Annotated in this window: 24 protein-coding genes; 14 read left to right on the top strand and 10 right to left on the bottom strand. The window is 63.8% G+C overall.

Annotation, left to right across the window (positions count from 1 at the left end; translation table 11 throughout):
• Positions 1–84: 84 nt before the first annotated feature.
• Positions 85–612, bottom strand: a complete 528-nt coding sequence (gene gpt / locus ABIB80_RS18100; protein WP_219685723.1) for a xanthine phosphoribosyltransferase — start codon at positions 610–612, stop codon at positions 85–87.
• A 33-nt stretch (positions 613–645) separates the two neighbouring features.
• Positions 646–1,383 carry a competence/damage-inducible protein A gene (locus tag ABIB80_RS18095; protein WP_007602502.1) on the bottom strand — a complete coding sequence of 246 codons (738 nt, stop codon included), beginning with the start codon at positions 1,381–1,383 and terminating at the stop codon, positions 646–648.
• A 277-nt stretch (positions 1,384–1,660) separates the two neighbouring features.
• On the opposite strand from ABIB80_RS18095, the gene ABIB80_RS18090 reads away from it, so the two are divergent.
• From ABIB80_RS18090 to ABIB80_RS18070, 5 genes are all read left to right on the top strand, one after another.
• Entirely contained in the window at positions 1,661–3,079 is a 1,419-nt protein-coding gene (locus ABIB80_RS18090) for a circularly permuted type 2 ATP-grasp protein (protein WP_007602500.1), read from the top strand.
• Between the two features lie 4 nt (positions 3,080–3,083).
• Positions 3,084–4,028, top strand: a complete 945-nt coding sequence (locus ABIB80_RS18085) for an alpha-E domain-containing protein (RefSeq protein WP_007602499.1) — start codon at positions 3,084–3,086, stop codon at positions 4,026–4,028.
• A gap of 109 nt (positions 4,029–4,137) precedes the next feature.
• Entirely contained in the window at positions 4,138–4,986 is an 849-nt protein-coding gene (locus ABIB80_RS18080) for a transglutaminase family protein (RefSeq protein ID WP_007602496.1), read from the top strand.
• Positions 4,987–5,109: 123 nt separating this feature from the next.
• On the top strand, positions 5,110–5,868 hold the full coding sequence (locus ABIB80_RS18075) for a proteasome-type protease (protein WP_007602494.1): 759 nt from the start codon (positions 5,110–5,112) through the stop codon (positions 5,866–5,868).
• 26 nt (positions 5,869–5,894) lie between these two features.
• On the top strand, positions 5,895–6,653 hold the full coding sequence (locus tag ABIB80_RS18070) for an SDR family oxidoreductase (protein WP_007602492.1): 759 nt from the start codon (positions 5,895–5,897) through the stop codon (positions 6,651–6,653).
• Between the two features lie 154 nt (positions 6,654–6,807).
• Here ABIB80_RS18070 and ABIB80_RS18065 read toward each other — a convergent pair whose 3' ends face one another.
• Complete coding sequence (locus ABIB80_RS18065; protein ID WP_354128109.1) at positions 6,808–8,046, bottom strand: MFS transporter; 1,239 nt, start codon at positions 8,044–8,046, stop codon at positions 6,808–6,810.
• Positions 8,047–8,205: 159 nt separating this feature from the next.
• Here ABIB80_RS18065 and ABIB80_RS18060 point away from each other — a divergent pair, with 159 nt between their 5' ends.
• The gene (locus tag ABIB80_RS18060) at positions 8,206–9,456 is read left to right on the top strand and encodes a NupC/NupG family nucleoside CNT transporter (protein WP_354128108.1); all 1,251 of its coding nucleotides are present in this window, start codon (positions 8,206–8,208) and stop codon (positions 9,454–9,456) included.
• A 127-nt stretch (positions 9,457–9,583) separates the two neighbouring features.
• Here ABIB80_RS18060 and ABIB80_RS18055 read toward each other — a convergent pair whose 3' ends face one another.
• Complete coding sequence (locus tag ABIB80_RS18055) at positions 9,584–10,654, bottom strand: threonine aldolase family protein (RefSeq protein WP_354128107.1); 1,071 nt, start codon at positions 10,652–10,654, stop codon at positions 9,584–9,586.
• 27 nt (positions 10,655–10,681) lie between these two features.
• Positions 10,682–11,602 (bottom strand): amino acid ABC transporter substrate-binding protein, encoded by a 921-nt coding sequence (locus ABIB80_RS18050; protein ID WP_354128106.1) that lies wholly within the window; start codon positions 11,600–11,602, stop codon positions 10,682–10,684.
• A gap of 153 nt (positions 11,603–11,755) precedes the next feature.
• Here ABIB80_RS18050 and ABIB80_RS18045 point away from each other — a divergent pair, with 153 nt between their 5' ends.
• A complete protein-coding gene (locus ABIB80_RS18045) occupies positions 11,756–12,676 on the top strand; it encodes a LysR substrate-binding domain-containing protein (protein WP_354128105.1) in 921 nt (306 codons plus the stop codon).
• A 121-nt stretch (positions 12,677–12,797) separates the two neighbouring features.
• The gene (locus tag ABIB80_RS18040) at positions 12,798–14,924 is read left to right on the top strand and encodes an O-linked N-acetylglucosamine transferase, SPINDLY family protein (RefSeq protein WP_354128104.1); all 2,127 of its coding nucleotides are present in this window, start codon (positions 12,798–12,800) and stop codon (positions 14,922–14,924) included.
• Positions 14,925–14,936: 12 nt separating this feature from the next.
• On the opposite strand, the gene ABIB80_RS18035 is transcribed toward ABIB80_RS18040, so the two are convergent.
• Positions 14,937–15,476: a cupin domain-containing protein gene (locus ABIB80_RS18035; RefSeq protein WP_007602478.1), complete on the bottom strand. Its 540-nt coding sequence runs from the start codon at positions 15,474–15,476 to the stop codon at positions 14,937–14,939.
• A 148-nt stretch (positions 15,477–15,624) separates the two neighbouring features.
• Entirely contained in the window at positions 15,625–15,912 is a 288-nt protein-coding gene (locus tag ABIB80_RS18030; protein ID WP_007602477.1) for an usg protein, read from the bottom strand.
• 377 nt (positions 15,913–16,289) lie between these two features.
• On the opposite strand from ABIB80_RS18030, the gene ABIB80_RS18025 reads away from it, so the two are divergent.
• Both ABIB80_RS18025 and groL read left to right on the top strand, forming a co-directional pair.
• Positions 16,290–16,604 carry a co-chaperone GroES gene (locus ABIB80_RS18025; RefSeq protein ID WP_007602476.1) on the top strand — a complete coding sequence of 105 codons (315 nt, stop codon included), beginning with the start codon at positions 16,290–16,292 and terminating at the stop codon, positions 16,602–16,604.
• 44 nt (positions 16,605–16,648) lie between these two features.
• The gene (gene groL, locus ABIB80_RS18020) at positions 16,649–18,289 is read left to right on the top strand and encodes a chaperonin GroEL (protein ID WP_007602475.1); all 1,641 of its coding nucleotides are present in this window, start codon (positions 16,649–16,651) and stop codon (positions 18,287–18,289) included.
• Between the two features lie 237 nt (positions 18,290–18,526).
• Here the strand turns inward: groL and lepB are convergent, their stop codons facing one another.
• On the bottom strand, positions 18,527–19,273 hold the full coding sequence (gene lepB, locus ABIB80_RS18015) for a signal peptidase I (protein ID WP_219684955.1): 747 nt from the start codon (positions 19,271–19,273) through the stop codon (positions 18,527–18,529).
• Positions 19,274–19,380: 107 nt separating this feature from the next.
• The gene (locus ABIB80_RS18010; RefSeq protein ID WP_035995675.1) at positions 19,381–20,214 is read right to left on the bottom strand and encodes a LysR family transcriptional regulator; all 834 of its coding nucleotides are present in this window, start codon (positions 20,212–20,214) and stop codon (positions 19,381–19,383) included.
• Between the two features lie 132 nt (positions 20,215–20,346).
• Between ABIB80_RS18010 and ABIB80_RS18005 the strand changes: the two genes are divergently transcribed.
• The 3 genes from ABIB80_RS18005 to ABIB80_RS17995 all read left to right on the top strand — a co-directional run bounded on the left by ABIB80_RS18005 (position 20,347) and on the right by ABIB80_RS17995 (position 23,056).
• Entirely contained in the window at positions 20,347–20,940 is a 594-nt protein-coding gene (locus tag ABIB80_RS18005; RefSeq protein WP_219684954.1) for a cysteine hydrolase family protein, read from the top strand.
• Positions 20,941–20,953: 13 nt separating this feature from the next.
• A complete protein-coding gene (locus tag ABIB80_RS18000) occupies positions 20,954–21,592 on the top strand; it encodes a glutathione binding-like protein (protein WP_354128103.1) in 639 nt (212 codons plus the stop codon).
• A 111-nt stretch (positions 21,593–21,703) separates the two neighbouring features.
• Complete coding sequence (locus ABIB80_RS17995) at positions 21,704–23,056, top strand: caspase family protein (protein WP_219684952.1); 1,353 nt, start codon at positions 21,704–21,706, stop codon at positions 23,054–23,056.
• A gap of 31 nt (positions 23,057–23,087) precedes the next feature.
• Here ABIB80_RS17995 and ABIB80_RS17990 read toward each other — a convergent pair whose 3' ends face one another.
• A complete protein-coding gene (locus ABIB80_RS17990; protein ID WP_219684951.1) occupies positions 23,088–24,161 on the bottom strand; it encodes a DUF2778 domain-containing protein in 1,074 nt (357 codons plus the stop codon).
• A 647-nt stretch (positions 24,162–24,808) separates the two neighbouring features.
• On the opposite strand from ABIB80_RS17990, the gene ABIB80_RS17985 reads away from it, so the two are divergent.
• On the top strand, positions 24,809–25,333 hold the full coding sequence (locus tag ABIB80_RS17985; RefSeq protein WP_219684950.1) for a FecR domain-containing protein: 525 nt from the start codon (positions 24,809–24,811) through the stop codon (positions 25,331–25,333).
• Positions 25,334–25,378 lie beyond the last annotated feature (45 nt).

Here is a 25,378-nt window from a genome sequence, read left to right as displayed (position 1 = left end):
AGGAGCGAAGCGACGAAGCAATCCAGACTATTTCCGCGGACACATTTCTGGATTGCTTCGCTGCGCTCGCAATGACGGTGATACTCACGCCGCCCCGTCGCGAAGCGGCGGGTGGTACGACAGCGCGGTGTCCCAGGGGAAGAATATCCATGTGTCCTGCGAGACTTCGGTGATGAAGGTATCGACCAGCGGACGTCCCTTCGGCTTGGCGTAGACGGTGGCGAAATGCGCATCGGGGAGCATCGCGCGCACCAGCTTGCCGGTCTTGCCGGTATCGACGAGGTCGTCGACGATCAGGAGCCCCTTGCCGGTGCCGCCGCCGAGCTTCATCACGTCTTCGGAGATGCCCTTCAGCACTTTGAGGTCGCCCTGTTTGTCGTGGTCGTAGCTGGCGATGCAGACCGTATCGATCACGCGCACGCCGAGCTCGCGGGCCACGATCGCAGCTGGCACAAGCCCGCCCCGGGTGATCGCGATCACCGCATGAAACGGACCAACCTCGTTGAGCCGCCAGGTCAGCGCCCGGCAATCCCGGTGGAACTGGTCCCACGAGACCGGAAAGGGGCGGCCCGCCCGTTCTTGCGGACTTAGTTCCGGTGCTTCAGCAGCCATTGTCGTCTCCTTCGTCTGCCGGCAGCTTGGTTGTTAGCGGGTGATATTCAATCCCGCCAGCATTGCCTTCACCGCGGCCATCGCCGCCGCCAACTTGTCCGCATCGCGCGAGCGCACCACCAGATTGGTGTTGGGCTTCTGCTCTTCATCCGTGAAGGGATAGCTGCCGATGATGGTGTCGGGATGTTCGGCGGCAATCGCCCGCAGCGGGCCGCCGATGTCGCCTTCCCGCGCATTGGCGCGGACCGATTCGGAGAGCATGCGCACGCCCGATTTCAGCTTGGGCGAGACAATGTCCATCATCGCCTGCATGATCGAGGGCACGCCCGCCATCACGATGACATTGCCGATCTTGAAGCCGGGGGCGAGGATGGTCGCGCTCTGGATCAACTCGGCACCATCAGGGATGCGGGCCATGCGCAGGCGGGCCTCGTTGAGGTCCTGCTCGCTCCAGCGCTCGCGGAAACGGGCGACCACCTCCGGGTGATGGTCGATGCCGACGCCGAACGCCTTGGCGACGCTGTCGGCGGTGATGTCGTCATGGGTCGGCCCGATGCCACCTGTGGTGAAGACATAGGTGTAGCGATGCCGCAATGCATCCAACGCGGCAATGATGTCGGGCTCGTCGTCGGAGACGACCCGGACCTCCTTCAGGTCGATGCCGATATTGGTCAGGTATTCGGCGATGAAGCCGATGTTCTTGTCCTTAGTCCGGCCGGACAGGATTTCGTCCCCAATGACCAGAATACCCGCCGTGACGATCTCGCTCATACCTCAAGTCCCTCACCTATCGGCGCGACTTTGCCGAGGTAACGCGTTGAAGTCACGCGGTTTTGCTGCCGAAATAAGCAGTCCTCAGCCATTTTTTCAGGCAAGCCGCCGGCCATCCCCGGCAAATGTCCTCTCCCCATGCTTATCGCGCTGGCCCGGCCCTTGCTACCGCATGAAAGTCATGCACTCTTGCCGCATGGCCAGGACGTTGCGGTCTTCACCAAGGCCTGGCGGCCTGTCGAATGGCGCAACGCCTTGCGGAGACAAGTCGGGATCTATGGCAGTCGCGTTTGATGAAATGAACATTCCCGGTGGGGACCTTCGCCCCGCCTATCAGGAGCTGGCGCGCTGGCTCAAGGAGACGCCTCCCGAGGCGCTCGAATATCGGCGCCAGGAGGCCGAGCTCCTCTTCCGCCGCATCGGCATTACCTTCGCGGTCTACGGGGACTCCGAATCCACGGAGCGCCTGATCCCCTTCGACGTGATCCCGCGGATCATGTCCGGCAAGGAATGGTCGCTGCTGGAGAAGGGCCTGAAGCAGCGCGTGCGCGCGCTCAACATGTTCCTGCGCGACATCTATCACGGCCGCGATATCCTGCGCGCCGAGATCGTGCCCGCCGATCTGATCTTCCAGAACCCGGTGTTCCGTCCCGAGATGAATGGCCAGCAGGTGCCGCACGACGTCTACGTGCACATCGCCGGCATCGATATCATCAGGGTCGATGCCGAGGACTTCATCGTGCTGGAGGACAATGCGCGCACGCCTTCGGGCGTGTCCTACATGCTGGAAAACCGCGAGATCATGATGCGGCTGTTTCCGGATCTGTTCGCCCGTCACAGGGTGGCGCCGGTCGAACGCTATCCGGACGAGCTGCTGTCCGCCTTGCGCTCGGTGGCGCCGCAAAGCGCCTCCGGCGAGCCGACCGTCGCGCTCCTCACGCCGGGCGTCTACAACTCGGCCTATTACGAGCACTCCTTTCTCGCCGACAAGCTCGGCATCGAACTCGTCGAGGGCCGCGACCTCATCGTCAAGAACAACGAAGTGTTCATGCGCACGACGGAAGGGGTGAAGCGTGTTGACGTGATCTACCGCCGCGTCGACGACGACTACCTCGACCCCCTCACATTCCGCCCCGACTCGGCGCTCGGCGTGCCCGGGCTGATGTCGGCCTACGCGGCCGGCAACATCACGCTCGCCAACGCCGTCGGCACCGGCATCGCCGACGACAAGGCGATCTACTCCTACATGCCGGAGATCGTGAAATTCTATCTCGGCGAGGAGCCGATTCTGAAGAACGTGCAGACCTGGCGCTGCCGCGAGCCGAAGGATCTCGCCTATGTGCTGGACAATTTGAACGAACTCGTCGTGAAGGAGGTGCACGGCTCCGGCGGCTACGGCATGCTGATCGGACCTGCCGCGACCAAGGCGACGATTGAAGCCTTCCGCGAAAAGCTCAAGCGCGAGCCCGAAGGCTTCATCGCGCAGCCGACGCTGGCGCTCTCGACCTGCCCGACCTGCACGGCATCCGGCCTTGCGCCGCGCCACGTGGACCTGCGACCATTCGTGCTCACCGGCAGCAAGAGCACCACGATCGTGCCCGGCGGGTTGACACGCGTTGCCCTGAAGGAAGGCTCCCTGGTGGTGAATTCGAGCCAGGGCGGCGGCACCAAAGATACCTGGATCCTGGACGAGTAGAGAGATGCTGTCGCGTACCGCCGAAAACCTCTATTGGCTCGCCCGTTACGTCGAACGGGCCGAGTACCTCGCGCGCACCATCGATGCGACGCTGCGCGTCACCGCGCTTCCCGCCGCCTATATCGGCAAGACCAACGAATGGGACTCGGCGCTTTTGACCGCCGGCGTCGCCGCGAGCTTCTATCAGCAGTATGAAGAAGCCAACGAGCACAACGTCGTCGACTATCTCTCGTTCTCCGCGGACAATCCGTCCTCGATCAGGAACTGCATCGAGGCGGCGCGGCTGAATTCGCGCTCGGTTCGCACAGCGCTGACGAGCGAGATGTGGGACACCATCAACTCGGCCTGGATCGAACTGCAGGAGGTCTGGAGCAGAGGGACCTCCACGCGCGAGGATCTCGCAAAGTTCCTGCGCTTCGTGCAGGAGACCTCGCTGCGTTTCGACGGCTCGGCCTACCGGACCATGTTGCGCAACGACGCGTACTGGTTTTCGCGGATGGGCCTGCATCTCGAACGCGCCGACAACACCGCGCGCATTCTCGACGTGAAATACCATGTGCTGCTGCCCGAGGAGGAGCACGTCGGCGGCCCTCTCGATTTCTACCAGTGGACCTCGATCCTGCGCTCGGTTTCGGCGCTGACGGCCTACCACTGGGTCTATCGCGAGACGCTGAAACCCTGGCTAATCGCGGACCTCCTGATCCTCAACGACACGCTGCCGCGTTCACTGGCGAGCTGCTACGGCAACCTCGTGCGCAATCTCGATCAGATCGGGGTCGCCTATGGCCGCCAGGGCCCGGCCCAGCGCCATGCCCGCGGCATCCGCAACCGGCTGGAACACAGCAATATGAACGACATTTTCCAGCATGGCGTGCATGAATTCATTCAGGAATTCATCTCGGACAATTCCAGGCTGGGCGAAATCATCACGAAGCAGTATTTGATCTGACCTTCTGTCATTCCGGGATGGTCCGTAGGACCAGACCCGGAATCTCGAGATTCCGGGTTCGATGCTGACGCATCGCCCCGGAATGACCATTTAGAAATCACGGTCCACCATGCGCCTGCGAATCCTGCACACCACGACCTATCGCTACGAGCCGCAGGCTACGAGCGTGATCCAGATCCTGCGCATGACGCCGGGCAGCCATGACGGGCAATATGTGGCGGAGTGGCAGATCGACGTGTCGACCGACACCAAGCTCGACACCCACGAGGACGCGTTCGGCAACGTCACCCATGTGCTGTCCTGCGGACCCGTCGGCGACATCAAGATCACCGCCGAGGGCCTGATCGAGACCCACGACACCGGCGGCGTTCTTCGCGGCGCCGACGAGCGCTTTCCGGCCGGCATGTTCTTGCGCGCCACCGACCTCACTGCGGTCAATCCGGCGATGAATGCGGTCGCGCGCCAGCTGCGCAGCGAGGCCGAGAGCGACACGCTCGGCTTCCTGCACACGCTGATGACGCAAATCAGCGATCACATGACGTTCGACGAGGACCCCACCAACAGCGGCACGTCGGCGGCGGAAGCGTTCACGCTCAAGCGCGGCGTCTGCCAGGACTACGCACACATCTTCATCGCCTGCGCGCGCAGCGGGGGCGTGCCGGCGCGCTTTGTCTCCGGCCACTTCCTGCGCTCAGACGGCACGGTGCATCAGGACGCGGGCCATGCCTGGGCGGAGGCCTATGTCGACGGTCTCGGCTGGGTCGGCTTCGACCCCGCCAACAGCATCTGCGCCACCGACGCCCATGTCCGCGTCGCGATCGGGCTGGATTATCTCGGCGCAGCCCCCGTGCGCGGCACCCGCTATGGCGGCGGCGCGGAGACGCTGTCGGTGGCGGTCAAGGTCGAGCAGGCCGGCCGCGGCGGCCAGTCGCAATCGCAGTCCCAGCGGCAGAGCTGAGCCGCGCCGCGCGCGCCCCTCACCCACAGTCGGTTTCCACCCTGCCGCCCCGCGGCAATCGGGGGTTGGAGCGGCCCTTGAAATTGGCTAGTAATTCCGCGCAAACGCGTTCGGGGACTGGAAATGACCTATTGTTGCGGAATTCTGGTTCGGGACGGTCTGGTGATGATCGCCGACACCCGCACCAATGCGGGCCTCGACAACGTCTCGACCTTCCGTAAGCTCCACATCTTCTCCAAGCCCGGCGACCGCATCATGGCGATCGCCAGCGCCGGCAACCTCGCCGTCAGCCAGTCGGTGCTCTCGACGCTGACCGAGGGCCTCGAAGACCCCAACACGGGTGAGATCGAGACCCTGATGAACGCGCCGACCATGTTCCAGGCCGCCCAGCGCATTGGCCGGGCGATCCGGGCCGTGCACGCGACCGAGGGCCCGGCGCTGAGATCCGAGGACGTGTCGTTCGACGTCTCCTTCCTGTTCGGCGGCCAGATTAGCGGCGCGCGCATGCGCCTGTTCATGGTCTACACCGCCGGCAATTTCATCGAATGCACCACCGACACACCCTATCTGCAGATCGGCGAGCACAAATACGGCAAGCCGGTGCTCGACCGCGCCATGCATTACGACGTCGAGCTCTACGAGGCACTGAAGACCGGGCTGATCTCGATGGATTCGACCATGCGCTCGAATCTCGGCGTCGGCCTGCCGATCGACGTACTGGTCGTGCGCGCCGACGCCTGCGAGGCCGATCTCAACCACCGCATCGAGGCGGGGGAGCCCTATTTCCACGATTTGCGCTCGCGCTGGTCGGCGGCCTTGCGCGCCGCACATCAGAACATTCCGCGGCCGCCCTACAAGAACGAAAAAGAATCCAAAACCTGACAGATCAAGAGAAAAGGCAGGAAACGATGAGTGAAGCGAAAAAGATCGCGGTGGTGACGGGCGCCGGCACTGGAGTCGGGCGCGCGGCGTCACTGGCGCTGATGAACACCGGCTTCACCGTGGTGCTGGTCGGGCGCCGGCCCGACATGCTCGAGGAGACGGCCAAGCTCGGTCCTGCGGGAAAAAGCCTCTGCGTCACCGCCGACATGACCAAGCCGGACTCGATCGCCGCGCTGTTCGACAAGGTGAAGGCCACCTATGGCCGGCTCGACGTGCTCTTCAACAATGCCGGCATGGGCGCACCGCCGGTGAATTTCGAGGATCTCAGCCTCGAGCAGTGGCAGGCGGTAGTGAACACCAACCTCACAGGCCCGTTCCTGTGCACCCAGCACGCCTTCCGCATCATGAAGGACCAGAGCCCGCGCGGCGGCCGCATCATCAACAACGGCTCGATCTCGGCGCATGCGCCGCGGCCGTTCTCGGCGGCCTATACCTCGACCAAGCACGCCATCACCGGCCTCACCAAGGCGTCCAACCTCGACGGCCGCATGTACGACATCGCAGTCGGCCAGGTTGACATCGGCAATGCCGCGACTCCCATGACCGATCGCATGGTCAACGGTCCCGGCGTGCTGCAGCCCGACGGCACGTCGAAGCAGGAGCCGCGCATGGACGCGAAAGCGGTCGGCGATGCCGTCGCCTACATGGCCGGCCTGCCGCTCGATGCCAACGTGCTGACCATGACCGTCATGGCAACCAAGATGCCGTTCGTCGGGCGGGGTTGAACGCCGCTCTCGTGCCCCGGACGCAGCGCGGCATGCAATGACGCGCTGCTGAACCGGGGCCCACGCGTCCGCGACCTCGTTCTTGGCGTTCTGGGTCCCGGCTCTGCGGCGCGTCACTTCGTGCCGCACCGCGTCCGGGACACGAGGCCTTCCCCTACTCCAAACTCTCCACCTGCCGCAGGCTCGGAAACAGCTTCATCCACAACAGCGCCACCGCGACCGTGCAGACGCCGCCCAGCACGGCAGCTGGCATGGCGCCGAACAGTGCGGCGGCAACCCCGCTCTCGAACTGGCCGAGCTGGTTCGAGGCGTTGATGAAGAGGAAGTTCACCGCACCGACCCGGCCGCGCATCTCGTCGGGGGTCGCGAGCTGCACGAGCGAGAAGCGGATCACGACGCTGATCGTATCGGCCGCGCCGAGAACGGCGAGCGCGAGCACCGACAGCCACATCCAGGACGACAGTGCGAACACGATCGTTGCGACGCCGAACACGATCACGGCCTGAAACATGCGCAGGCCCACATGCCGCGAAATGGCGTGACGGGCCAGCACCATTGTCATCAGCAGCGCGCCGACCGCGGGCGCGGCGCGCAGGATACCGAGCCCCATCGGACCGGTCTGGAGGATGTCGCGGGCATAGATCGGCAGAAGCGCGGTGACGCCGCCGAACAGCACCGCGAACAGATCGAGCGAGATGGTGCCGAGGATCGCTGGATTGCTGCGGATGAAGCGGACGCCGGCGAAGATATTGTCGGCGCCCGCCATATCCTTGGCGATCGCCTGCGGGCGCGGCCGGATGAAGCCGGTCAGGATCATCCCGAAGATCCAGAACAGCACCATCACCGCGTAGGCGAGATGCGGCGCAACCGCGTAGGCAAAACCGCCGAGCGCCGGCCCTGTAATGGTCGCGACCTGCGCCGCACCGCTGGAGACGGCGGTGGCGCGCTGGAGCGAGCCCTGCGGCGCGATCGCCGGCAGCAGCGCGGCAGTGGTCGGACTTTCGAAGGCTCCGGCAATGCCGAGCACGAAGGTTGCCACGAAAATCTGAAGTTCGCTGACCAAGCCGAGATAGGTGATGACGCCGAGATAGAGCGCGGTCGCGGCTTCCACGAGCTGGCAGAGCTGGACCACGCGCTTGCGCTCGTAGCGGTCGGCGGCATGGCCGGCGACGAACACCAGCAGCGCGGTGGGCAGGAATTGCACGAGGCCGACCATGCCGAGATCGAAGGCCGAGCCCGTGAGATCGTAAATCTGCCAGCCGATCGCGACCGCCGCGATCTGGCTGGAGAAACGCGACAAGCTGCGCGAGAGCAGAAAGAACAGGAAGGCGCGATGGGAGAGGAGCGCGCGGGCGCTGACCGGCGGGTTTCCCGATATTGGCTGGCTTGGCATCGCCTCTTCGGTCACGTTCGGACTATCCGGCTCCTGATGGCGACGTGCTCCGGGTGGCTGACGCGGACCTGCTTGTCAACAGCGGGACGCTCCGACAGTCTCCCGGCATTGCGTTTGCAACGCAGGGGTGACCATAATCATCGGGGGTTTGGGGACATCATGCTGCGGCTGCAATCGGCACTCGGCATTTTCGCATTGCTGTTGATCGCCTTGGTCCTGAGCGAGAATCGCCGCGCGGCCTCGCTGCGCCAGGCGGCGATCGGCCTCGTCGCCACCTTCGTCACCGCGATCGTTCTCCTGAAGGTGCCCGTCGTCGCGCGCGCCTTCGGTACCATCAACGACGCCGTGGGCGCGATCTCGGCGGCCTCGCGCGCCGGCTCCTCCTTCGTGTTCGGCTATGTCGGCGGCGGTCCCCTGCCCTTCGACCTGAAAGCACCGGGTGTCGATTTCGTCCTGGCGTTCCAGGCGCTGCCGATCGTGCTGGTCATGAGCGTGCTGACGACGCTCTTGTTCTATTGGCGCGTGCTGCCGCCGGTGGTGCGCGGCATGGCCTGGCTGCTCGAGCGGACGCTCGGCGTCGGCGGCGCGGTCGGGCTCTCGACCGCCGCCAACATCTTTCTCGGCATGGTCGAGGCGCCGCTGTTCGTGCGACCTTATCTCGCGCAGATGACCCGCAGCGAGTTGTTCCTTGTAATGACCGGCGGCATGGCCGGCATCGCCGGCACGGTGCTGGTGCTGTATGCGACGCTCCTTGCTCCCCTCATTCCCGATGCAGCCGCGCATTTCGTCATCGCCTCGGTGCTGGGTGCGCCGGCCGCGATCCTGGTCAGCCTGATCATGGTGCCCGAGACATCCGACAAGCGCACCGGCGGCGCACTGGAAGATCCCGACATGGAAGTCTCCGGCACGATGGATGCGATCGTGAAAGGGACCGGCGCGGGGATCGAGCTGCTGATCAACATCGTCGCCATGCTGCTGGTGCTGGTGGCGCTGGTCTACCTCGTCAATGCGATCCTCGGCCTGCTGCCGGATATCGGCGGCGCCGCGATCTCGTTGCAGCGCCTGCTCGGCCTCGTGATGGCGCCGGTGTGCTGGCTGATGGGATTGCCGTGGGACCAGGCGATCACCGCCGGCAGCCTGATGGGCACGAAAACCGTGCTGAACGAGCTGATCGCCTATGTCGACTTCTCGAAGCTGCCGCCCGGCACGCTCGATCCGCGCTCGCGCCTGATCATGCTGTATGCGATGTGCGGCTTCGCCAATTTCGCCAGCCTCGGCATCATGATCGGCGGTCTCAGCGTGATGGCGCCGGAACGGCGCGAGGAAATCAACGCGCTCGGGCTGAAGTCGATCGTGTCGGGGACGCTGACGACGTGTCTGATGGGGGCGGTGGTGGGCGTGCTGACGTAGTAACGATCTCGTAGTCCGGATGGAGCGCAGCGCAATCCGGGAAAGCCTATCGGTCGCAAGCAGCGGCCCCGGATTTCGCTTCGCTCCATCCGGGCTACAAGAGATATCCGATTCACATCGGCATGCTCTAAACCAAAGCCGCAGCCACGGTGCGAAATGCCATCACCGCGCGATCAATATCCGCATCATCGATATGGCGATGGGTCACACAACGCAAGCGATGCTTGCCCCAAGGCCTCGCCCTCAGGCCCGCCCTTTCGAGAGCCCCCGACCAGACGGCGCTGTCGCGTCCGGAGAGAGAGACATCAACCTGCACGATATTCGTCTGCGGGATTGTCGCGCTGATCTTTGGATGCATCCCGTTCAACGCATCACTCAGGGTTCGCGCACGCCGGTGATCCTCCGCCAGACGTGCCCCCATGACTTCAACCGCCTCCAGGCCGGCCGCGGCCAGGACGCCGATCTGGCGCTGCGTGCCTCCCAGCATGCGGCGAAACCTGCGACTGCTGTCGATCACCGCGCGCGGCCCGGCGAGCACGGCACCGGCGGGTGCGCTCAGGCCCTTCGACAGACACAGAGACACCGTGTCGCAATGTCTCGCAACCTCGGCCGGCGCCGTTTCAAGGGCGACGGCGGCGTTGAACAGCCGCGCGCCGTCGAGATGCACCGGCACACCGCGGGCCGAGGCCATGGCGTGCACGGCCTGCATATGATCCAGCGGCAATACGGCGCCGCTCGCGTTGTTGTGCGAGGTTTCCATTGCGACAAGAGCGGTCCCGAGCTTGAGCCCTTCGCCGTGCAGGGCGTCCTCCAGCAAATTCAAGTCCATTGCGCCGGCGGTGCCGGCAATTGCGAGATAGAACTGCCCGGTAAACGTCGCCGCCCCTCGTTCCGAGGTGTACATATGGGCGTTCGATTCCAGCACGATCTGTTCGCTGCGCTGCGACTGCGCCAGCGTCGCCAGCAGATTGGCCATGGTGCAGCTCGGCACAAACAGCCCGGCGTCCTTGCCCAACGCCGCAGCTGTGACGGCCTCCAGCTCTTGCACCGTGGGGTCACCGTCCAGCCCGTCATCGCCGAGCGGCGCCGAGGCCATGCGGGCATACATCGCCTCGGTCGGCTTAGTGACGGTATCGCTGCGCAGGTCGATGGGTGGCAACCCGGCGCCCGCCGGACTCGTGTCGTGTTGATGTGCCATTGCGAGACCTCTAGAGCGCTTGTCGCGTCATTCGTAGACTGCCGGGTCGCCGGAATCGGTCGGGTTCGCCAGCGCCCGCTTCAGGGCGGCGCTCATCGGAAATTTCAGGTTGAGGCCATGCGGCGGGATCGGTGAATTGAAATATTTGTCGTAGAGCGCCGCAACCTGTCCGCTCTTCATCAGGTCGATCACGGCATCGTCGACCATCTTCTTGAAAGCAGGATCATCCTTGGGTTGGACGATACCATAGGGCGCCGTCTCGAGACTCTTGCTACCGATCAGGAATTCATCGGGCGTTCTGGACGAGGCCACCGTGGCAAAGGCAAGACCGTCATCGTTGGCGGTGCCGGCCACCCGGCCCGTCGACACCAACAAGAAGGTCTCGGCGGTGTCCTTGGCCGGCACCACCGTGATGCCGAGATTGTCCTTGGCATTGATCAGCGTAATCACCTTGAAAGTCTGGCCGCCGGCTTGGGCGGCAATGGCCTTGCCGCGAAACGAAGCGGGGTCGTTGACATCGACGCCGCCATCCTTGCGCGCGACGAGGACGACCTGCGCAACGAAGGTGGTGGGAGCAAAGGCAACGAGTTTATGCCGCTCGACATTGTTGGTCGTGTTGCCGCATTCGAGATCGATCGTGCCATTGGCGAGCAGCTGAATACGTGTCGCCGAGGTTATGGGGTTATAGCGAATCTCGAGCTTGGGGAGCTTGAGGGCCGTCTTGATCGCCTGCACCACCTGTTCACAGATTTCCACGGTGTAACCGATCGGCTTCTGGTTACCGTCGAGATAGGCGAAGGGCACCGAGGTCTCGGGGTACCCCAATGTGATCGAGCCGCTCTCACGGATCTTGTCGAGCCTGCTCGCACCCTGGGCCATGGACTCGCTGGAAAGAAGAACACCAGCGACGGTCGCCGCGGCCAGTGCCTTGATCATTGTCGCTTTCATATGTCCCCTCTTGTCGCGAATGTCCGTGACGCCGTCCACAGCGGGTGAGCAACCACAGGACAGCTCCGTACGAACGGCTTCATGCTCTGGACTATCGTCGAAAAGCCCGATCTGATGAAATTCCAGTTTCATACTCTCCTATACGGATCTGATATGGCCACCAGACGCATGGGCCTGAAGCATGTGGAGGCTTTTCGGGCGGTCTTCGTGACGGGATCGATGACGCAGGCGGCTCAGCGCATGCATACCTCGCAACCCCAGATCAGCCGCCTGATCGGACAGCTGGAAGCGATCACACAATTCCCGCTGTTCGACCGCAGTGGCGGCCGCCTCCGCCCGACGGTGGACGGATCGCGCTTTTTCCAGGAGGTCGAGAAGACTTTCATCGGCCTGGCGGGACTGGAGGCCAGCGCAGCCAGCATCCGCTCGTTCGGTATGGGTCGGTTAAGCGTTGCGGCGATGCCGCGCCTGGCCGGCGGCCTGCTGACGCGCATCGCGGCACGCTTCAAGGTGGACTATCCGCATGTGATGATCTCGATCCGATCCGGCACGGCGAGCGCCGTGCACGACTGGGTCAGTTCCGGGCTTTGCGACACCGGATTGGCGATGCTCTACGGCGAGGTTGCCGGGGTGCATGTCGAGCCGGTGCTCAAGACCCGTTGCGTCGCGATCATGCCGAAGGCGCATCGTCTTGCGCAGAAGAAGACGTTGCGTCCTGCCGATTTCGCCGACGAGGCCTTCATTTCCTTCGCCACGGGGAGCCCACTCTACGATCGCATCGATACGATCTTCGCGCAGGCGGGCGTCGCGCGCCGCATTGTTGCGGAGACCGATCTGGGCGCGTCGGTCTGTGCCCTGGTCGCGGCGGGCCTCGGCATCAGCATTATCAACCCGATTGCCGCGCATGACGAAAGCTCTGGCGCGGCTCTGGTCACGCGCCCCTTCAACCCGGCTGTCCCCGTTACGATCGCATTGCTCTATCCGCCTTATGCCGCGCGCGCCCGGTTGATCGATGCCTTCAGCGAATACGCTCGCAAGGTCATGAGCGCGGAATTGGGCTATCTCGGGCGGTAGTGGGTCGATCCGGCGTGAAGCTTGTGTGAGGCTGGTGCCGTCGCAGCTCCGATAGAGCGCAGCGCAATCCGGACAATCCTTCCATGTTAATCTCTTCAGGAGATTCGGGTGGAATTGATTCATGAGCAACAGCGCAGGCCAGCGGGCATTTCAAAATGCCCGGCTTCAGAAACGGCAAAAAGCCGAGGTGACGCCGTTGCTCGCGCGCGCCCTCCAGCTGCACAAAGCGGGACTTCTCCGCGAGGCCAAGGCGGCCTATCGCGAACTCCTGGAGCTCGCGCCCAACCAATTCATCGCGCTCCATTTGCTGGGCGTCTTGGAGTCTGAAGCCAAAAACTATCAGCAAGCGCAAGTTCTGCTGAGCCGAGCGGTTGCCGTGGATCCCCGATCTGCCGAAGCTCATATGAGCCTGGGCGTCGCGCTCAACGGGCTCAAACGTCACAATGAGGCCCGCGAGAGCTATCGAAAGGCCCTCGCCTTCCGACCCAACTACGCCTTAGCCCTGTCCAATCTCGGGAACGCGAGCGCGGCCCTTGAACTTTACCAGGAAGCGCTCGATAGCTACGACGAGGCGCTCGCAATCGACGGAAAACTTTCCGAAGCCCATAACGGCCGGGGTTGGGCGCTCTGCCGTCTGCGCGCCTATGACGAGGCTATCTCAAGCTTGAACCGCGCGCTATCGATCAAGCCAGACTATGCCTCGGCGCTGTCGACCCGCGCCGTTGCTTTGCGGGAACTTCAGCGATTTGACGAAGCCATGGCGGATTGCAATCGAGCCATCGCCCTGGCACCCGACGATGCGAATGGGTGGCTCCGGCGGGCCAGTATCTTGCTCCTGACCCGGCAAGTTGCCGAAGCGTTGTCCGATTGCGAGAAGGCTCTCGCGACCGATCCCGGCTTCTCTCAGGCCCACAGCCTGCTCGGCCAATGTCTCGCGGCACTTGGCCGGGTCGACGAAGCCCTCGCCAGTTTCGACAGAGCTCTCGACATCGAGCCTGATCAGAGCACGATCTCCAGCAAGATATTCACCCTCGATTTTGTGGCCGACGCCAGCGTTGCGCAGCATCAGCAAGCGCGACATGTATGGTGGGAGCAGATCGGTGCGAAGATCGCCTCAGCAGCGGCGGGACCGCATGATAACAGCCGCGATCCGGATCGCCGTCTGGTGCTGGGTTATGTCTCGTCGGATTTTCACGCACATTCGGCGGCGTTCGTTTTCAAGCCGGTCTTGCAGCACCATGATCGGGCACAGTTCGAGATCGTGTGCTACGCGTGTTCAGCGAAAGCGGATGCGACGACCCGCGAATTTCAGGGGATCGCCGATCGCTGGCGCGACGCCTCGCAATGGTCCGACGATCGTCTCGCCGCTCAGATCCGCGCCGATGGCGTCGATATCCTGATCGATCTGTCCGGCCATACCAGCGGAAACCGCCTCGGTGTGTTTGCGCGCAAGCCCGCACCTGTTCAGGCGCATGGCTGGGGCCACGGTACCGGCACCGGGCTGCCGACGATCGATTATCTATTCTCAGACCCGGTCGCGATTCCTGTCGCGGTTCGGCATCTGTTTGCGGAGACCATCGTTGACCTGCCGTGCTTTGTGACGCTGGCGCCGCTGCCGGCGGGGATTGCGCGGGCGCCGACGCCGGCGATTGCGAACGGCTTCGTCACGTTCGGTGTCTTCAACCGCATCAGCAAGATTTCGAACGAGGCAGTGGAAGTCTGGTCCAGGATTCTCGAGCGGGTGCCGGGTTCGCGACTGCTGATCAAGGATACCGCGCTGGACGCTCAGCTGGTCCGCGACAACCTGCTGGCGCGGTTTGCCGCTTGCCGATTGCCGGCCGAACGCGTCGATCTGCTCGGAGCCACGTCGCGCGACGAACATCTGGCAACGTTCAATCGGGTCGATATTGGTCTCGACCCATTCCCGCAGAATGGCGGCGTCAGCACTTGGGAAGCCTTGCAGATGGGCGTGCCGGTGGTGGCGAAGCTCGGTCATAGCCTGCCGAGCCGTGCTGCCGCCTCCATCCTTGCCGCGCTGGGCCTGCCGGACTGGGTCGCGGATAGCGATGAGGCGTATGTCGAAATCGCAGCGAGCCGTGGGTCGCAGATCGGCGAGCTCGATAAGTTGCGCGGCGAACTGCCCGGACAAATCAAGGCTGCCGCCGCCGGCAACCCCGTCTCATACGCGCAAGCGGTGGACGATGCCTATCGCGCGATGTGGAAACGCTATTGCAACGACGGCGGCTGATCTGCGCGTCGCCTACGCCTTCAACTCCACCGTCCTGAACTCCGCCGGCAGGATCACCTCCAGCAGTTCGACGTCGTCCGAATAGTCGAGGATCATGTGCTTGATCTTCGGCGGCTGGGTCCAGGCGCTGCCTTCTTTCATCAGCGTCTCGCCCTCTCCGTCCATATAGGTCTTCACCCAGCCCTTGAGCACGTAGACCATCTGGAATTCGACGTCGTGGAAGTGCAGCTTCGACACCTCGTCCGGATTGCAGGGGCCTTGCAGCCGGATCACGTGCGCTTGCGCGAGGCCGTGGCTCGCGGCGGCGATGCCGAGATCGCGATACTTCGCGTAGGTGCGCAGGCCGTCGGCCTTGAAATCTTCCTCGCGGTGATGGCTGATCGCGATGCGCTGCTTGGGCCGCGCGGTTTTCTTGACGGATGACTTGGCCGTTGTCGTGGGGGCTTTTGCCTTCACCGCCTTGCGCGCCGTGGATCGTGCTGCGGGTTTGGCCCCGCTTTGCTTCTTCACCGCCGCCTGCGATGCGCTACGCGATTTTGCTTTCTTGGCCATGAGCGGCCTCCCCTGTTGTTATGGGGAGAGGCTAGCACAGAAGCGAAATCGTGGGGTGGGTCAGCGCGAACGTAACCCACCTCTTCTTTCCGCAACCGTTGAAGCATGGTGGGTTACGCTGACGCTAACCCACCCCACAGCTCCGCCTTCAATGCAGCCGGAACACGCCGTCCACCGCGCGCAGCTCGGCCGGCTTGATCAGCTTGGAATGCGCGACGGTGACCGAGAATAGCGGCCCGTCGAGCTTCTTCTGCCAGAACGCCAGGAAATCCGTCAGCGCGGGAAATTTCGGAAACATGTCGTAGTTCTGCCAGACATAGGTCTGGAGCAGCGAGCGATGATCCGGCATCCGGTAGAGAATTTCGGCCGTCGTCAGCCCGTAACCCAGCACCTGTTTCCGGAAGTCGTCGGAAACAACCCCAACTCGCGAGACCATGCCAACCTCCTTTGCAGGAGCGCATATTCAAGGGATGGCTTTCCGGTACGCGCCCTACGAGCCACCCGGCGGAGATGCGCTCACATGAGTGAAATGTGACGCAAACTGACAATCCATCTCAAGCCCAAAAGTTTAACAAGCTGTTGAAATTCAATGCGTTAGCAGCAGATGCGGCTCCGTGCTAATACGGGCGCCGGCGCGATTAACGATGGGAAGAGATTTTGGCAGGCGGCGCTTCCGAGTGCTATTTTTCTGCTACAAGCCCTTGCTCCCGCCAAAATCCTGCCTTATCTCAGCTGTGCCTGTGCTAGCACTCGCGGGCGCAGACTGCTAACAACCCCAAATTCCCAACTCGTGCAAAAGCTTAGGAGAACTGCATGAAATTCCGTCCGCTTCACGACCGCGTCGTGGTCAAGCGCATCGACGCAGAAGAGAAGACCGCTGGCGGCATCATCATTCCCGACACGGCCAAGGAAAAGCCCTCGCAGGGCGAGATCGTCGCCGTGGGCCCGGGTGGCCGCGACGAAGCAGGCAAGCTGATCCCGATCGACCTGAAGGTCGGCGACCGCGTGCTGTTCGGCAAGTGGTCCGGCACTGAGGTCAAGATCGACAACATCGATCTGCTGATCATGAAGGAAAGCGACATCATGGGCGTCCTCGACGTCCCCGCTTCCAAGAAGAAGGCGGCCTAAGAGCCCCTCTCTTATCCAGCTAAACACCTAAGGAAAAAATCCAGATGGCAGCAAAAGAAGTTAAATTCTCCGTTGATGCGCGCGACAAGATGCTCCGCGGCGTCGACATTCTCGCCAATGCGGTGAAGGTCACGCTCGGTCCGAAGGGCCGCAACGTCGTGCTCGACAAGTCGTTCGGCGCTCCCCGCATCACCAAGGACGGCGTCACCGTCGCCAAGGAGATCGAGCTCGAGGACAAGTTCGAGAACATGGGCGCGCAGATGGTGCGCGAAGTCGCTTCGAAGTCCGCTGACGCGGCCGGCGACGGCACCACCACCGCCACTGTGCTGGCCCAGGCGATCGTGCGCGAAGGCGCCAAGTCGGTTGCCGCCGGCATGAACCCGATGGACCTGAAGCGCGGTATCGACCTCGCGGTCGAAGCCGTCGTTGCGGACCTCGTCAAGAACTCCAAGAAGGTTACCTCGAACGACGAGATCGCCCAGGTCGGCACCATCTCGGCCAACGGTGACGCGGAGATCGGCAAGTTCCTCGCCGACGCCATGAAGAAGGTCGGCAACGAGGGTGTCATCACCGTCGAGGAAGCCAAGTCGCTCGAGACCGAGCTCGACGTCGTCGAGGGCATGCAGTTCGACCGCGGCTACATCTCGCCCTACTTCGTCACCAACGCCGACAAGATGCGCGTTGAGATGGACGACGCCTACATCCTCATCAACGAGAAGAAGCTCTCCTCGCTGAACGAGCTGCTGCCGCTGCTCGAGGCCGTGGTGCAGACCGGTAAGCCGCTGGTCATCGTCGCCGAGGACGTCGAAGGCGAAGCGCTTGCGACCCTGGTCGTGAACCGTCTCCGTGGCGGCCTCAAGGTTGCGGCCGTCAAGGCTCCGGGCTTCGGCGATCGCCGCAAGGCCATGCTGCAGGACATCGCGATCCTGACCGGCGGCCAGGCGATCTCGGAAGATCTCGGCATCAAGCTCGAGAACGTCACGCTCAACATGCTCGGTCGCGCCAAGAAGGTGATGATCGACAAGGAGAACACCACGATCGTCAACGGCGCCGGCAAGAAGGCCGACATCGAAGCGCGCGTGGCTCAGATCAAGGCGCAGATCGAGGAAACCACCTCGGACTACGACCGTGAGAAGCTCCAGGAGCGTCTTGCCAAGCTCGCTGGCGGCGTCGCAGTGATCCGCGTCGGCGGCGCGACCGAGGTCGAGGTGAAGGAGCGCAAGGATCGCGTTGATGACGCGATGCATGCGACCCGCGCCGCGGTCGAGGAAGGCATCGTCCCGGGCGGCGGCGTCGCCCTGCTCCGTGCCTCCGAGCAGCTCAAGGGCCTGCGCACCAAGAACGACGACCAGAAGACCGGCGTCGAGATCGTGCGCAAGGCGCTCTCCGCGCCCGCTCGCCAGATCGCGATCAATGCCGGTGAAGACGGCTCCGTGATCGTCGGCAAGGTCCTCGAGAACAAGTCGTACGCCTACGGCTTCGACTCCCAGACCGGCGAATATGTCGACCTCGTCAAGAAGGGCATCATCGACCCGACCAAGGTGGTCCGTACCGCGATCCAGAACGCAGCCTCGGTTGCGGCTCTCTTGATCACCACGGAAGCCATGGTCGCCGAGCTGCCCAAGAAGGGCGGCGCCGGTCCGGCGATGCCCCCGGGCGGCGGCATGGGCGGCATGGATTTCTGATCCAGCCATTCCGGCAAACGACAAAATGCGAAACCCCGGCAGCGATGCCGGGGTTTTGTTTTTGGAGGATCGCTTCACGCGCCCCGCGATCATAGTCCGTAGCCTGGAAGGAGCGGAGCGCAATCCGGGGCACCGTATCCGGCGCGAGCAGTCTCCTGGATTACGCTGCGCTCCATCCAGGCTACGAACTCAATTCATGCAGGCGCCGCGCACTGCCCCGGGAATGGCGGAGCGGCCTCACCACACCTTCCCCAGTCGCTCCATGTGCGGCTCGCCCTCTTGGTCGAGCGACCAGAATATCCGCGTCACCTTGCCGACCAGATTGTCCATCGGCACGAATCCGATCGACGACATCACGCGGCTGTCGCTCGAGTTGTCGCGATTGTCGCCGAGCACGAAAAAATGGCCTGGCGGCACGGTGTAGACGTCGGTGTTGTCGTAGTAGCCGTTGTCGACGCAGTCCTGCGTGACGTAGGAGGCGCCGTTCGGCAGCGTCTCGCGCCAGCGCTTGGCCTTCGCAGCGGCGTCCACGCCGCAGCTGGAGCCGGCGAATACCTGCTTCAGAGCGACGCGCGTCACCGGGCGGTCGTTGAGGACGAGCTGGCCCTGCCGCATCTGGATGCGATCACCGGGCAGCCCGACCACGCGCTTGACATAGTCGACCGAGGTGTCCTTCGGCGTCCGGAACACGACGACGTCGCCATACTCGGGCTCAGCGGCCCGGAAACGCCCGGAGATCCATGACGGCGCGAAGGGAAACGAATAGCGGCCATAGCCATAGGCATATTTTGCGGCAAAGACGTAATCGCCGACCACCAGCGTCGGCGTCATCGAGCCGGACGGGATGTTGAACGGCTGAAACAGGAAGATGCGAAACAGGAACGGCGGCGACCACAGCACCGGAGTCAGGAGGATCAGGACGACGATCGCCTTCCATTCCCGCACTTTGGCCTGCGGGTGGATGGTTTCCTGAAGAGTGCTCATGCGCCTGCCCCGATCAAGCCCGTGCTCGTTGCGAGATTACGCAACCTTTGCGCGCGCGCAATCCCATAACTTGGTCGCGCCGCGCACGGATCGCGTTCACGCCGCAATCAGCCGCGCGCGAGATCGCTGAAGCAACGGCGGATCCATTCGATGGTGAGCCGCGTCGCCGGATCCCGCTTGAGGTGGTTCTGCACCAGCAGCCAGACGTCGCGGCGGCCAGGCAGCAGCGTGGCGCGCAGGCGGCGATCGCCGAGCAAGTCCGCGCAGACGTGCTCCGGTAACACGCCCGCGGCCTGATGCGCGCGGATCAGGTTACGGATGACCCGAACATTGTCGGTGACGCAGCGCGCGCGGGCTTTCTTCGCGCGCAGGAATTGCATCTCGGGAATGGCACCGAGCTCGTCGGGATAGGCGCACAGCATCGGCTCGCCCTCCGTCGTAACAGGCTCGAAATAATAGAGCTTGACGTCACCGAGCCTGGAGATCGCGAAGTCGCCCTTGTCGGGCTTGCGCAGCCGGATGGCGAGATCGGCTTCCCAGCGCGAGAACTTGACGTTCTCGCTCGAGGTGAGGAATTGCAATGTCAGGCCGGGATTGGTGCGCAGGAAGTCGCTCGCCCGCGGCGACAGAACCTCCTCGGCGACCGTGTTGGTGGAAGCGATACGCAGGCGTCCCACCGGACCTGCCAGACTCTCGCCGACGCGACCGATCTCGGCGGCATGTGCGGCCATCGCCTCGACATGCGCCAGCACCGCCTCGCAACTCCGCGTCGGCCGGCGCTGACCGTCCACCGCATCGAACAGCGGCACCCCGAGATCGCGCTGGATGCGTGCGAGTCTGCGTCCGACAGTGGTCTCGTCGATGCGCAGCCGCGCGCTGGCGCCGGCATAGGTGCCTTCGTCCCTCACCGCGGCGATGATGCGCAGATCGTCCCAGTTCATGGCGATGAACCTAGCAGGCACGACCGAATCCTGCAAATTTGCAGCCACATGCTGCAATAGTCCTGCACATTAGCAGGCCGCCACCGCGCTACTGTCGCGCCATCCGATATTCCCCAGGAAGGCCCGACCCGCATGACCGCCCCTAAAACCCTGCTTGAATTGTCCGGCGCCGATCTCACTCCGCCCGGGCTCGGCGATTCCTGCCTCGTGCTGATCGACATCCAGAACGAATATTGCGCCGGCCCGCTCGCCTTGCCGGATGCGGAGCCCGCGATCGCCGCCGCCGCGCGCCTGCTCGCCCGCGCGAGGGCGAGCGGCGCTGCGATCTTCCATATCGCGCACAAGGGACGTGCCGGCAGCCTGTTCGACCGCGAGGCCGCGCGCGGCGCGATCGTCAAGAACGTGGCGCCGCTCGCCAGCGAAGCCGTGATCGAAAAGGCGCTGCCGAACGCTTTTGCCGGCACCGACCTGCAGGTCCGGCTGGCCGCAACCGGACGCACGAACATCGTGCTGGCCGGTTTCATGACCCATATGTGCGTCAGCTCGACGGCCCGCGCCGCGCTCGACCTCGGCCTGCGCACGACGATCGCAGCCGATGCCTGTGCGACACGCGATCTTCCCGATGGCCGCGGCGGAGCGCTCTCCGCGAAGACCATTCACGAGGTCGCCCTGGCCGAATTGTCGGACCGGTTTGCGATCATCGCGCAAACCGAGGCGCTGACCTGAAGGAGCGTGGGCGATGCTGCAACTCTATTTCTCCCCGATGGCCTGCTCGCTTGCGAGCCGCATCGCGCTGATGGAAGCGAGCCTCGATGCCCGCTATCATCCGGTCCATCTCCAGACCAAGCAGGTCGTGGACGACGGCAGCGACTTCCTCGGCGTTTCCCCAAAGGGCGCGGTGCCGGTCCTGGTGCTGGAGAATGGCGAGCGGCTGACCGAATGCGCCGCGGTGCTGCAATACATCGCCGATCTGAAGCCGCAGGCGGGGCTTGCACCCGCGTTCGGAGATCCCGATCGCTATCGGCTCCAGGAATGGCTCAGCTTCGTGGCGGCCGAGATCCACAAGGCGTTCCTGTTTCCGACCTTCTGGTACAAGGACGACGCCTCGCTTGCCAAGCCGCGTACAAGGATAGCGCAGAGCTTATCGATCCCTGCCACGCATCTGGCGGACCGCGAATTCCTCGTCGGCAACAGCTTCACCGTGGCAGATGCCCACCTCACCTGGGCTTTGCTGCTGCTCCGCCCCGCGGGCGTCGATATCGCGCAATGGCCATCGTTGTCGGCCTATCTCGCGCGCATGCAGGCCCGGCCCACCGTGCGGGATGCGATTGCGACCGAAATGGCGGTGCGCAAGACGATGGCGGCGAGCCCGGCGTGACAGGATGTCACGGCCGCGAAACCTGAGCGTTGTCTCCGGCAGGGCATTGATGTCGGCGCGGCATGCGCTAATCTGGAGGGATATTTTTCGACATTTCCTTGGAAGGCATTCATGCGTGCTCTTTCCAGTTTTTGCCTCGCCAAACTTTGCGTCGCCCTCTTCGCGTGGTGGCTATGCCCCGAGCCTGCATCGGCGGAAACGCGGGTCGCGCTGGTGATCGGCAACGGCGCCTATGCCAGTACGGCGAAGCTTCTCAATCCGTCGCACGATGCCGAAGACGTCGCCGCCTCGCTCAAGCGCAGCGGCTTCGAGGTGCTCCAGGGCATCGACCTGCGCCAGGCCGACATGCAGGACCTCACCATCCGCTTCGCGCGCGCCGCGAGCAAAGCCGACGTCGCCATGTTCTACTACAGCGGCCATGCGATGCAGTACAACGGCGTGAACTATCTGATGCCTGTCGACGCCGTGCTGAGCGACGAAGCCGACCTGAAGCGCTTCGTGCGGGTCGACGACATCGTGAACGATCTGCAGCAGGCCAAGAACCTGCGCATCCTCATCCTCGATTCCTGTCGCGACAATCCGCTGGCCGAATCCTTGAAACGCTCCGCCGGCATGACGCGCGGCGCCTCGATCGGTCGAGGCCTATCGAAAGTCGAAGCACCGCGCGGCACGATCGTGTCGTTCTCAACCCAGTCCGGGCAGACCGCGGCCGATGGCAGCGGCCGCAACAGCCCCTACACGACGGCGTTCCTGAAGCACATCGAGGAGCCGCAGGAGATCGGCGAAGTCTTTCGCGACATCAGCAGCGACGTCTACGATTCCAGTGGCAGGACCCAGCTCCCGGAGCTGTCGCTGTCGATCATCGGCAAGTTCTATCTGAACGGGCCGGTGTCGGTCACGGTGGCCCCGGCCGCGCCGCAAGCCGCACCTCGGCCTGATCCTTGCGCCGCCGCAGAAGCGCACTGGAAGGCCGCGGACGGCATCGGCACGCTCGGTGCTTTCGAGGATCACCTCGCGAGATTTCCGAATTGCATCTTCGCCACGCTCGCCAAAGCTCGGATCGAGGGCCTGAAGCAGAAGGTGGCGCTCGCGCCGGCAACCGGCAACGCCCGTACCGCGAAGGACTTCGACGGCAATTGGGACGTGACGTTGAACTGCCCGCCTACCGGCAAGGCGCAGGGCTTCACCCGGGCTCTGTCTGCCACGGTTGCGAACGGCGTGTTTCACGCTGACGCTCAGAGCCAGGGCGCCGTCAATCGCCTGGAGATCGATGGCCAGATCCCCGCGGACGGCAAGACCACTTTGAGCGCGCGCGGAACGACGGGGGCGAGCACCTATACCCTCAACAATCTCGCGCCCGGCTCGCCCTACGCCTTTACGGTCGATGCGCAGTTCGATCGCACCCGAGGCACCGGCAAGCGCAACGAGGCGCGCGCCTGCGGCCTGGTCTTCGTCAAGCGCTGATCGTGCAAAAAGCGGTGAGGCGCATTGCGCCTCACTCCACCCGCGCCAGCACCGCGAGTTTGCGGATGCCCTTGTTGCGGTAGGCGTCGAGGAACGCGTAATAATCCTTGAAGGACACGCAGCCGTTGGAATCGCCATTGGGCCCGAGCATGAAGGTGTGCGCGAGCAGGCCGTCGCGGCCGTAGATCGCGCTCTCACCGCCAATCGGGGTCAGGCGCAGCGCCGGAACGCCGTGGAACAGCGCTTCGCGCGGCTTCAGGTCGTAGATGTGCGGCGGCGTCACGCCACGCATGCGGATGCGCGAGGAACGGGGATCGTCGAGATTGGAGCCGAGGCCGGAATGTGCCTCGAGCTTGGTGCCGTCAGGCAGATACACCGTCTTCGCGCTGATGTCGTAAACCGCGGTGGAGCGGTCGTAGGGCGCCGAACCGCCGAGCATGGGATTCTGCTCCTTCGGCGCGATGGAAGCGGTCACGCTGGCGTCGGCCGAGGCATAGGCGAGCAGTCCGCCGGAGGGCTCGCGCTTGCCCCAGAGCTTTTCCACCATCGACTGACGCGGCCCGGTGATCGACATCACTGCAGCCTTGGCGCGATCGGCGATCGATTTTGGCTTCGCCTCAGGCGCCGGCACGATCTCGGCCGGATCTGCCGAGGCAAGCTGCACCGGCGCGTCGGCGCCGCGCTTGGACTTCGCAGCGTCAGCGATCTTGGCGGGACTTGGCTTCAGGACCTCCGCGACCCTCGCGATCACGCTCGGCTTCGGCGCGTCCTTGGCTTCCGCGATCTTGGCTGCGGGCGCGGCGCTCGCCGCATTCGATGTCACGCCTTGGGTCGCAGCCGCGGCAAAGCGATCGTTGAACATCTCGCGTGAGATCGGCGCTGCCACCTGCAACCGGTCGGGCAAGAGCGCAAAGGCTTCCTTGACGGCCTCACCGGCCTCGCGCAGCGCGACCCTGGGCGCGCGCTTGATCACGGGCTCGTCGTAGCCGCTGCTGCCGACCGTCGGATAGACGCTGGCGGCAAAGATGTTGCTGTAGATGGTCCAGCCGGCGCCAAGCACGACGCAGCCGATCGCGGCGGCGCCAAGCACGTTTTGCGTGGTCATTTTCCGGGAAGGCTTCCGATAAGAAGTGCTCGAGAATCCTTTGGACTTTCGTGCCGCGATGCCTTGCGCAGCGATACTCGTACTCATTCGCCTTGCGTCCAGAACGGTGTCACTCAGTCCCCCTTCGAAGCGCCGCTGGTCACGATCCGGGAACAGCATCTCGCAGAGGGTCGGAGCGTCATTAAGGCCACTTTTAGTTAAATGCGGATTAAGTTCGGGCGGATGTGGGGCAACCCGTTCGGGTCGTCCCATTTTGGGAAAAAGCCCGCAGGACTACGGACTTAGGCGCGTCTGTTAACTATAATTCTCGGCCGGATCGCTGCGGTCGGCGAACGTCTTTGGCCGCCTCTCTAGACGCACCAACCAAGTCGTTTTCGTGGTCTTCAATACCCGGACGTTAACGGGGAATCATTGCGCGAGGCTGGTGTGCAATAGCCCGCTTCCACGTCTCGTGGCACGCCGCTTACGCATCGCACAGGGCCCTCGCACGGCACGGCGCCCTGACCGAAAGTTGATCGAGCCGGTCTGGCAAAGCCCGCGCCGAGAAAATAGCTGCGATGTCGGCACTTTTCAGCAGCCTCTGCGTGTGATACGGTACCGTATCAACATCGCCTTGAACTGTGCCTGGCACGCAAACGGAGGCTGGCATGAGAGAGTTCGCGCGCGCGGGGTTTTTCGCTCTGGCGGGGTCGCTTCTGTTGACCGGACATGCGATTGCCCAGCCCGCTGCCAATGTTGGCTGCACGGCATCGCCATCCGCTGCCGGTACGCAGACCTGGCGCTGCGATAACGGCATCACCATCGTTGCGGAAAACGGCGCCAGATTTGAACTTAAGGACGCCAACCGCGACGGACATATAGACTCGGTGGAGTTGAGCAGCAAAGCGCTGCTGGTCGAGGTGCCCAAGAAGCCCGGCGGCAATCCCTTCAAGGTGCTGACGCCGCAAGCGATCGCCGCGGTGCGCGGCACGAAATGGGCGGTCGATGTCGCAGAGGCCAAGACCTCCGTCTTCGTGGCTGACGGTCGTGTCGGCGTGAGCCGCAGGAGCGGCGGGCGCGGCGTGGTACTAGGCCGCGGCGAAGGCGTCGACGTGGAAGCGACAGGCCCGTTGACGGTGAAGACATGGGGTCAGCCGCGCGTCGACGCGTTGATGACAAGACTAGGTCAATAGACTAGGCCGATAAGTTCGGGTCACCGGGGCTCGGCCAACAGCATT

Origin of the sequence: Bradyrhizobium sp. i1.15.2 (genome assembly GCF_040548425.1) — a bacterium.
Classification (GTDB): Bacteria; Pseudomonadota; Alphaproteobacteria; order Rhizobiales; family Xanthobacteraceae; genus Bradyrhizobium; species Bradyrhizobium canariense.
Note: the sequence above shows the minus strand (reverse complement) of the source record. Positions and strands in the feature narration are given on the sequence as shown.

Coding starts and splice junctions, on each gene's coding strand:
- gpt (WP_219685723.1), bottom strand. CDS start 612: ATGGCTGCTGAAGCACCGGAACTAAGTCCGCAAGAACGGGCGGGCCGC.
- ABIB80_RS18095 (WP_007602502.1), bottom strand. CDS start 1,383: ATGAGCGAGATCGTCACGGCGGGTATTCTGGTCATTGGGGACGAAATC.
- ABIB80_RS18090 (WP_007602500.1), top strand. CDS start 1,661: ATGGCAGTCGCGTTTGATGAAATGAACATTCCCGGTGGGGACCTTCGC.
- ABIB80_RS18085 (WP_007602499.1), top strand. CDS start 3,084: ATGCTGTCGCGTACCGCCGAAAACCTCTATTGGCTCGCCCGTTACGTC.
- ABIB80_RS18080 (WP_007602496.1), top strand. CDS start 4,138: ATGCGCCTGCGAATCCTGCACACCACGACCTATCGCTACGAGCCGCAG.
- ABIB80_RS18075 (WP_007602494.1), top strand. CDS start 5,110: ATGACCTATTGTTGCGGAATTCTGGTTCGGGACGGTCTGGTGATGATC.
- ABIB80_RS18070 (WP_007602492.1), top strand. CDS start 5,895: ATGAGTGAAGCGAAAAAGATCGCGGTGGTGACGGGCGCCGGCACTGGA.
- ABIB80_RS18065 (WP_354128109.1), bottom strand. CDS start 8,046: ATGCCAAGCCAGCCAATATCGGGAAACCCGCCGGTCAGCGCCCGCGCG.
- ABIB80_RS18060 (WP_354128108.1), top strand. CDS start 8,206: ATGCTGCGGCTGCAATCGGCACTCGGCATTTTCGCATTGCTGTTGATC.
- ABIB80_RS18055 (WP_354128107.1), bottom strand. CDS start 10,654: ATGGCACATCAACACGACACGAGTCCGGCGGGCGCCGGGTTGCCACCC.
- ABIB80_RS18050 (WP_354128106.1), bottom strand. CDS start 11,602: ATGAAAGCGACAATGATCAAGGCACTGGCCGCGGCGACCGTCGCTGGT.
- ABIB80_RS18045 (WP_354128105.1), top strand. CDS start 11,756: ATGGCCACCAGACGCATGGGCCTGAAGCATGTGGAGGCTTTTCGGGCG.
- ABIB80_RS18040 (WP_354128104.1), top strand. CDS start 12,798: ATGAGCAACAGCGCAGGCCAGCGGGCATTTCAAAATGCCCGGCTTCAG.
- ABIB80_RS18035 (WP_007602478.1), bottom strand. CDS start 15,476: ATGGCCAAGAAAGCAAAATCGCGTAGCGCATCGCAGGCGGCGGTGAAG.
- ABIB80_RS18030 (WP_007602477.1), bottom strand. CDS start 15,912: ATGGTCTCGCGAGTTGGGGTTGTTTCCGACGACTTCCGGAAACAGGTG.
- ABIB80_RS18025 (WP_007602476.1), top strand. CDS start 16,290: ATGAAATTCCGTCCGCTTCACGACCGCGTCGTGGTCAAGCGCATCGAC.
- groL (WP_007602475.1), top strand. CDS start 16,649: ATGGCAGCAAAAGAAGTTAAATTCTCCGTTGATGCGCGCGACAAGATG.
- lepB (WP_219684955.1), bottom strand. CDS start 19,273: ATGAGCACTCTTCAGGAAACCATCCACCCGCAGGCCAAAGTGCGGGAA.
- ABIB80_RS18010 (WP_035995675.1), bottom strand. CDS start 20,214: ATGAACTGGGACGATCTGCGCATCATCGCCGCGGTGAGGGACGAAGGC.
- ABIB80_RS18005 (WP_219684954.1), top strand. CDS start 20,347: ATGACCGCCCCTAAAACCCTGCTTGAATTGTCCGGCGCCGATCTCACT.
- ABIB80_RS18000 (WP_354128103.1), top strand. CDS start 20,954: ATGCTGCAACTCTATTTCTCCCCGATGGCCTGCTCGCTTGCGAGCCGC.
- ABIB80_RS17995 (WP_219684952.1), top strand. CDS start 21,704: ATGCGTGCTCTTTCCAGTTTTTGCCTCGCCAAACTTTGCGTCGCCCTC.
- ABIB80_RS17990 (WP_219684951.1), bottom strand. CDS start 24,161: ATGACCACGCAAAACGTGCTTGGCGCCGCCGCGATCGGCTGCGTCGTG.
- ABIB80_RS17985 (WP_219684950.1), top strand. CDS start 24,809: ATGAGAGAGTTCGCGCGCGCGGGGTTTTTCGCTCTGGCGGGGTCGCTT.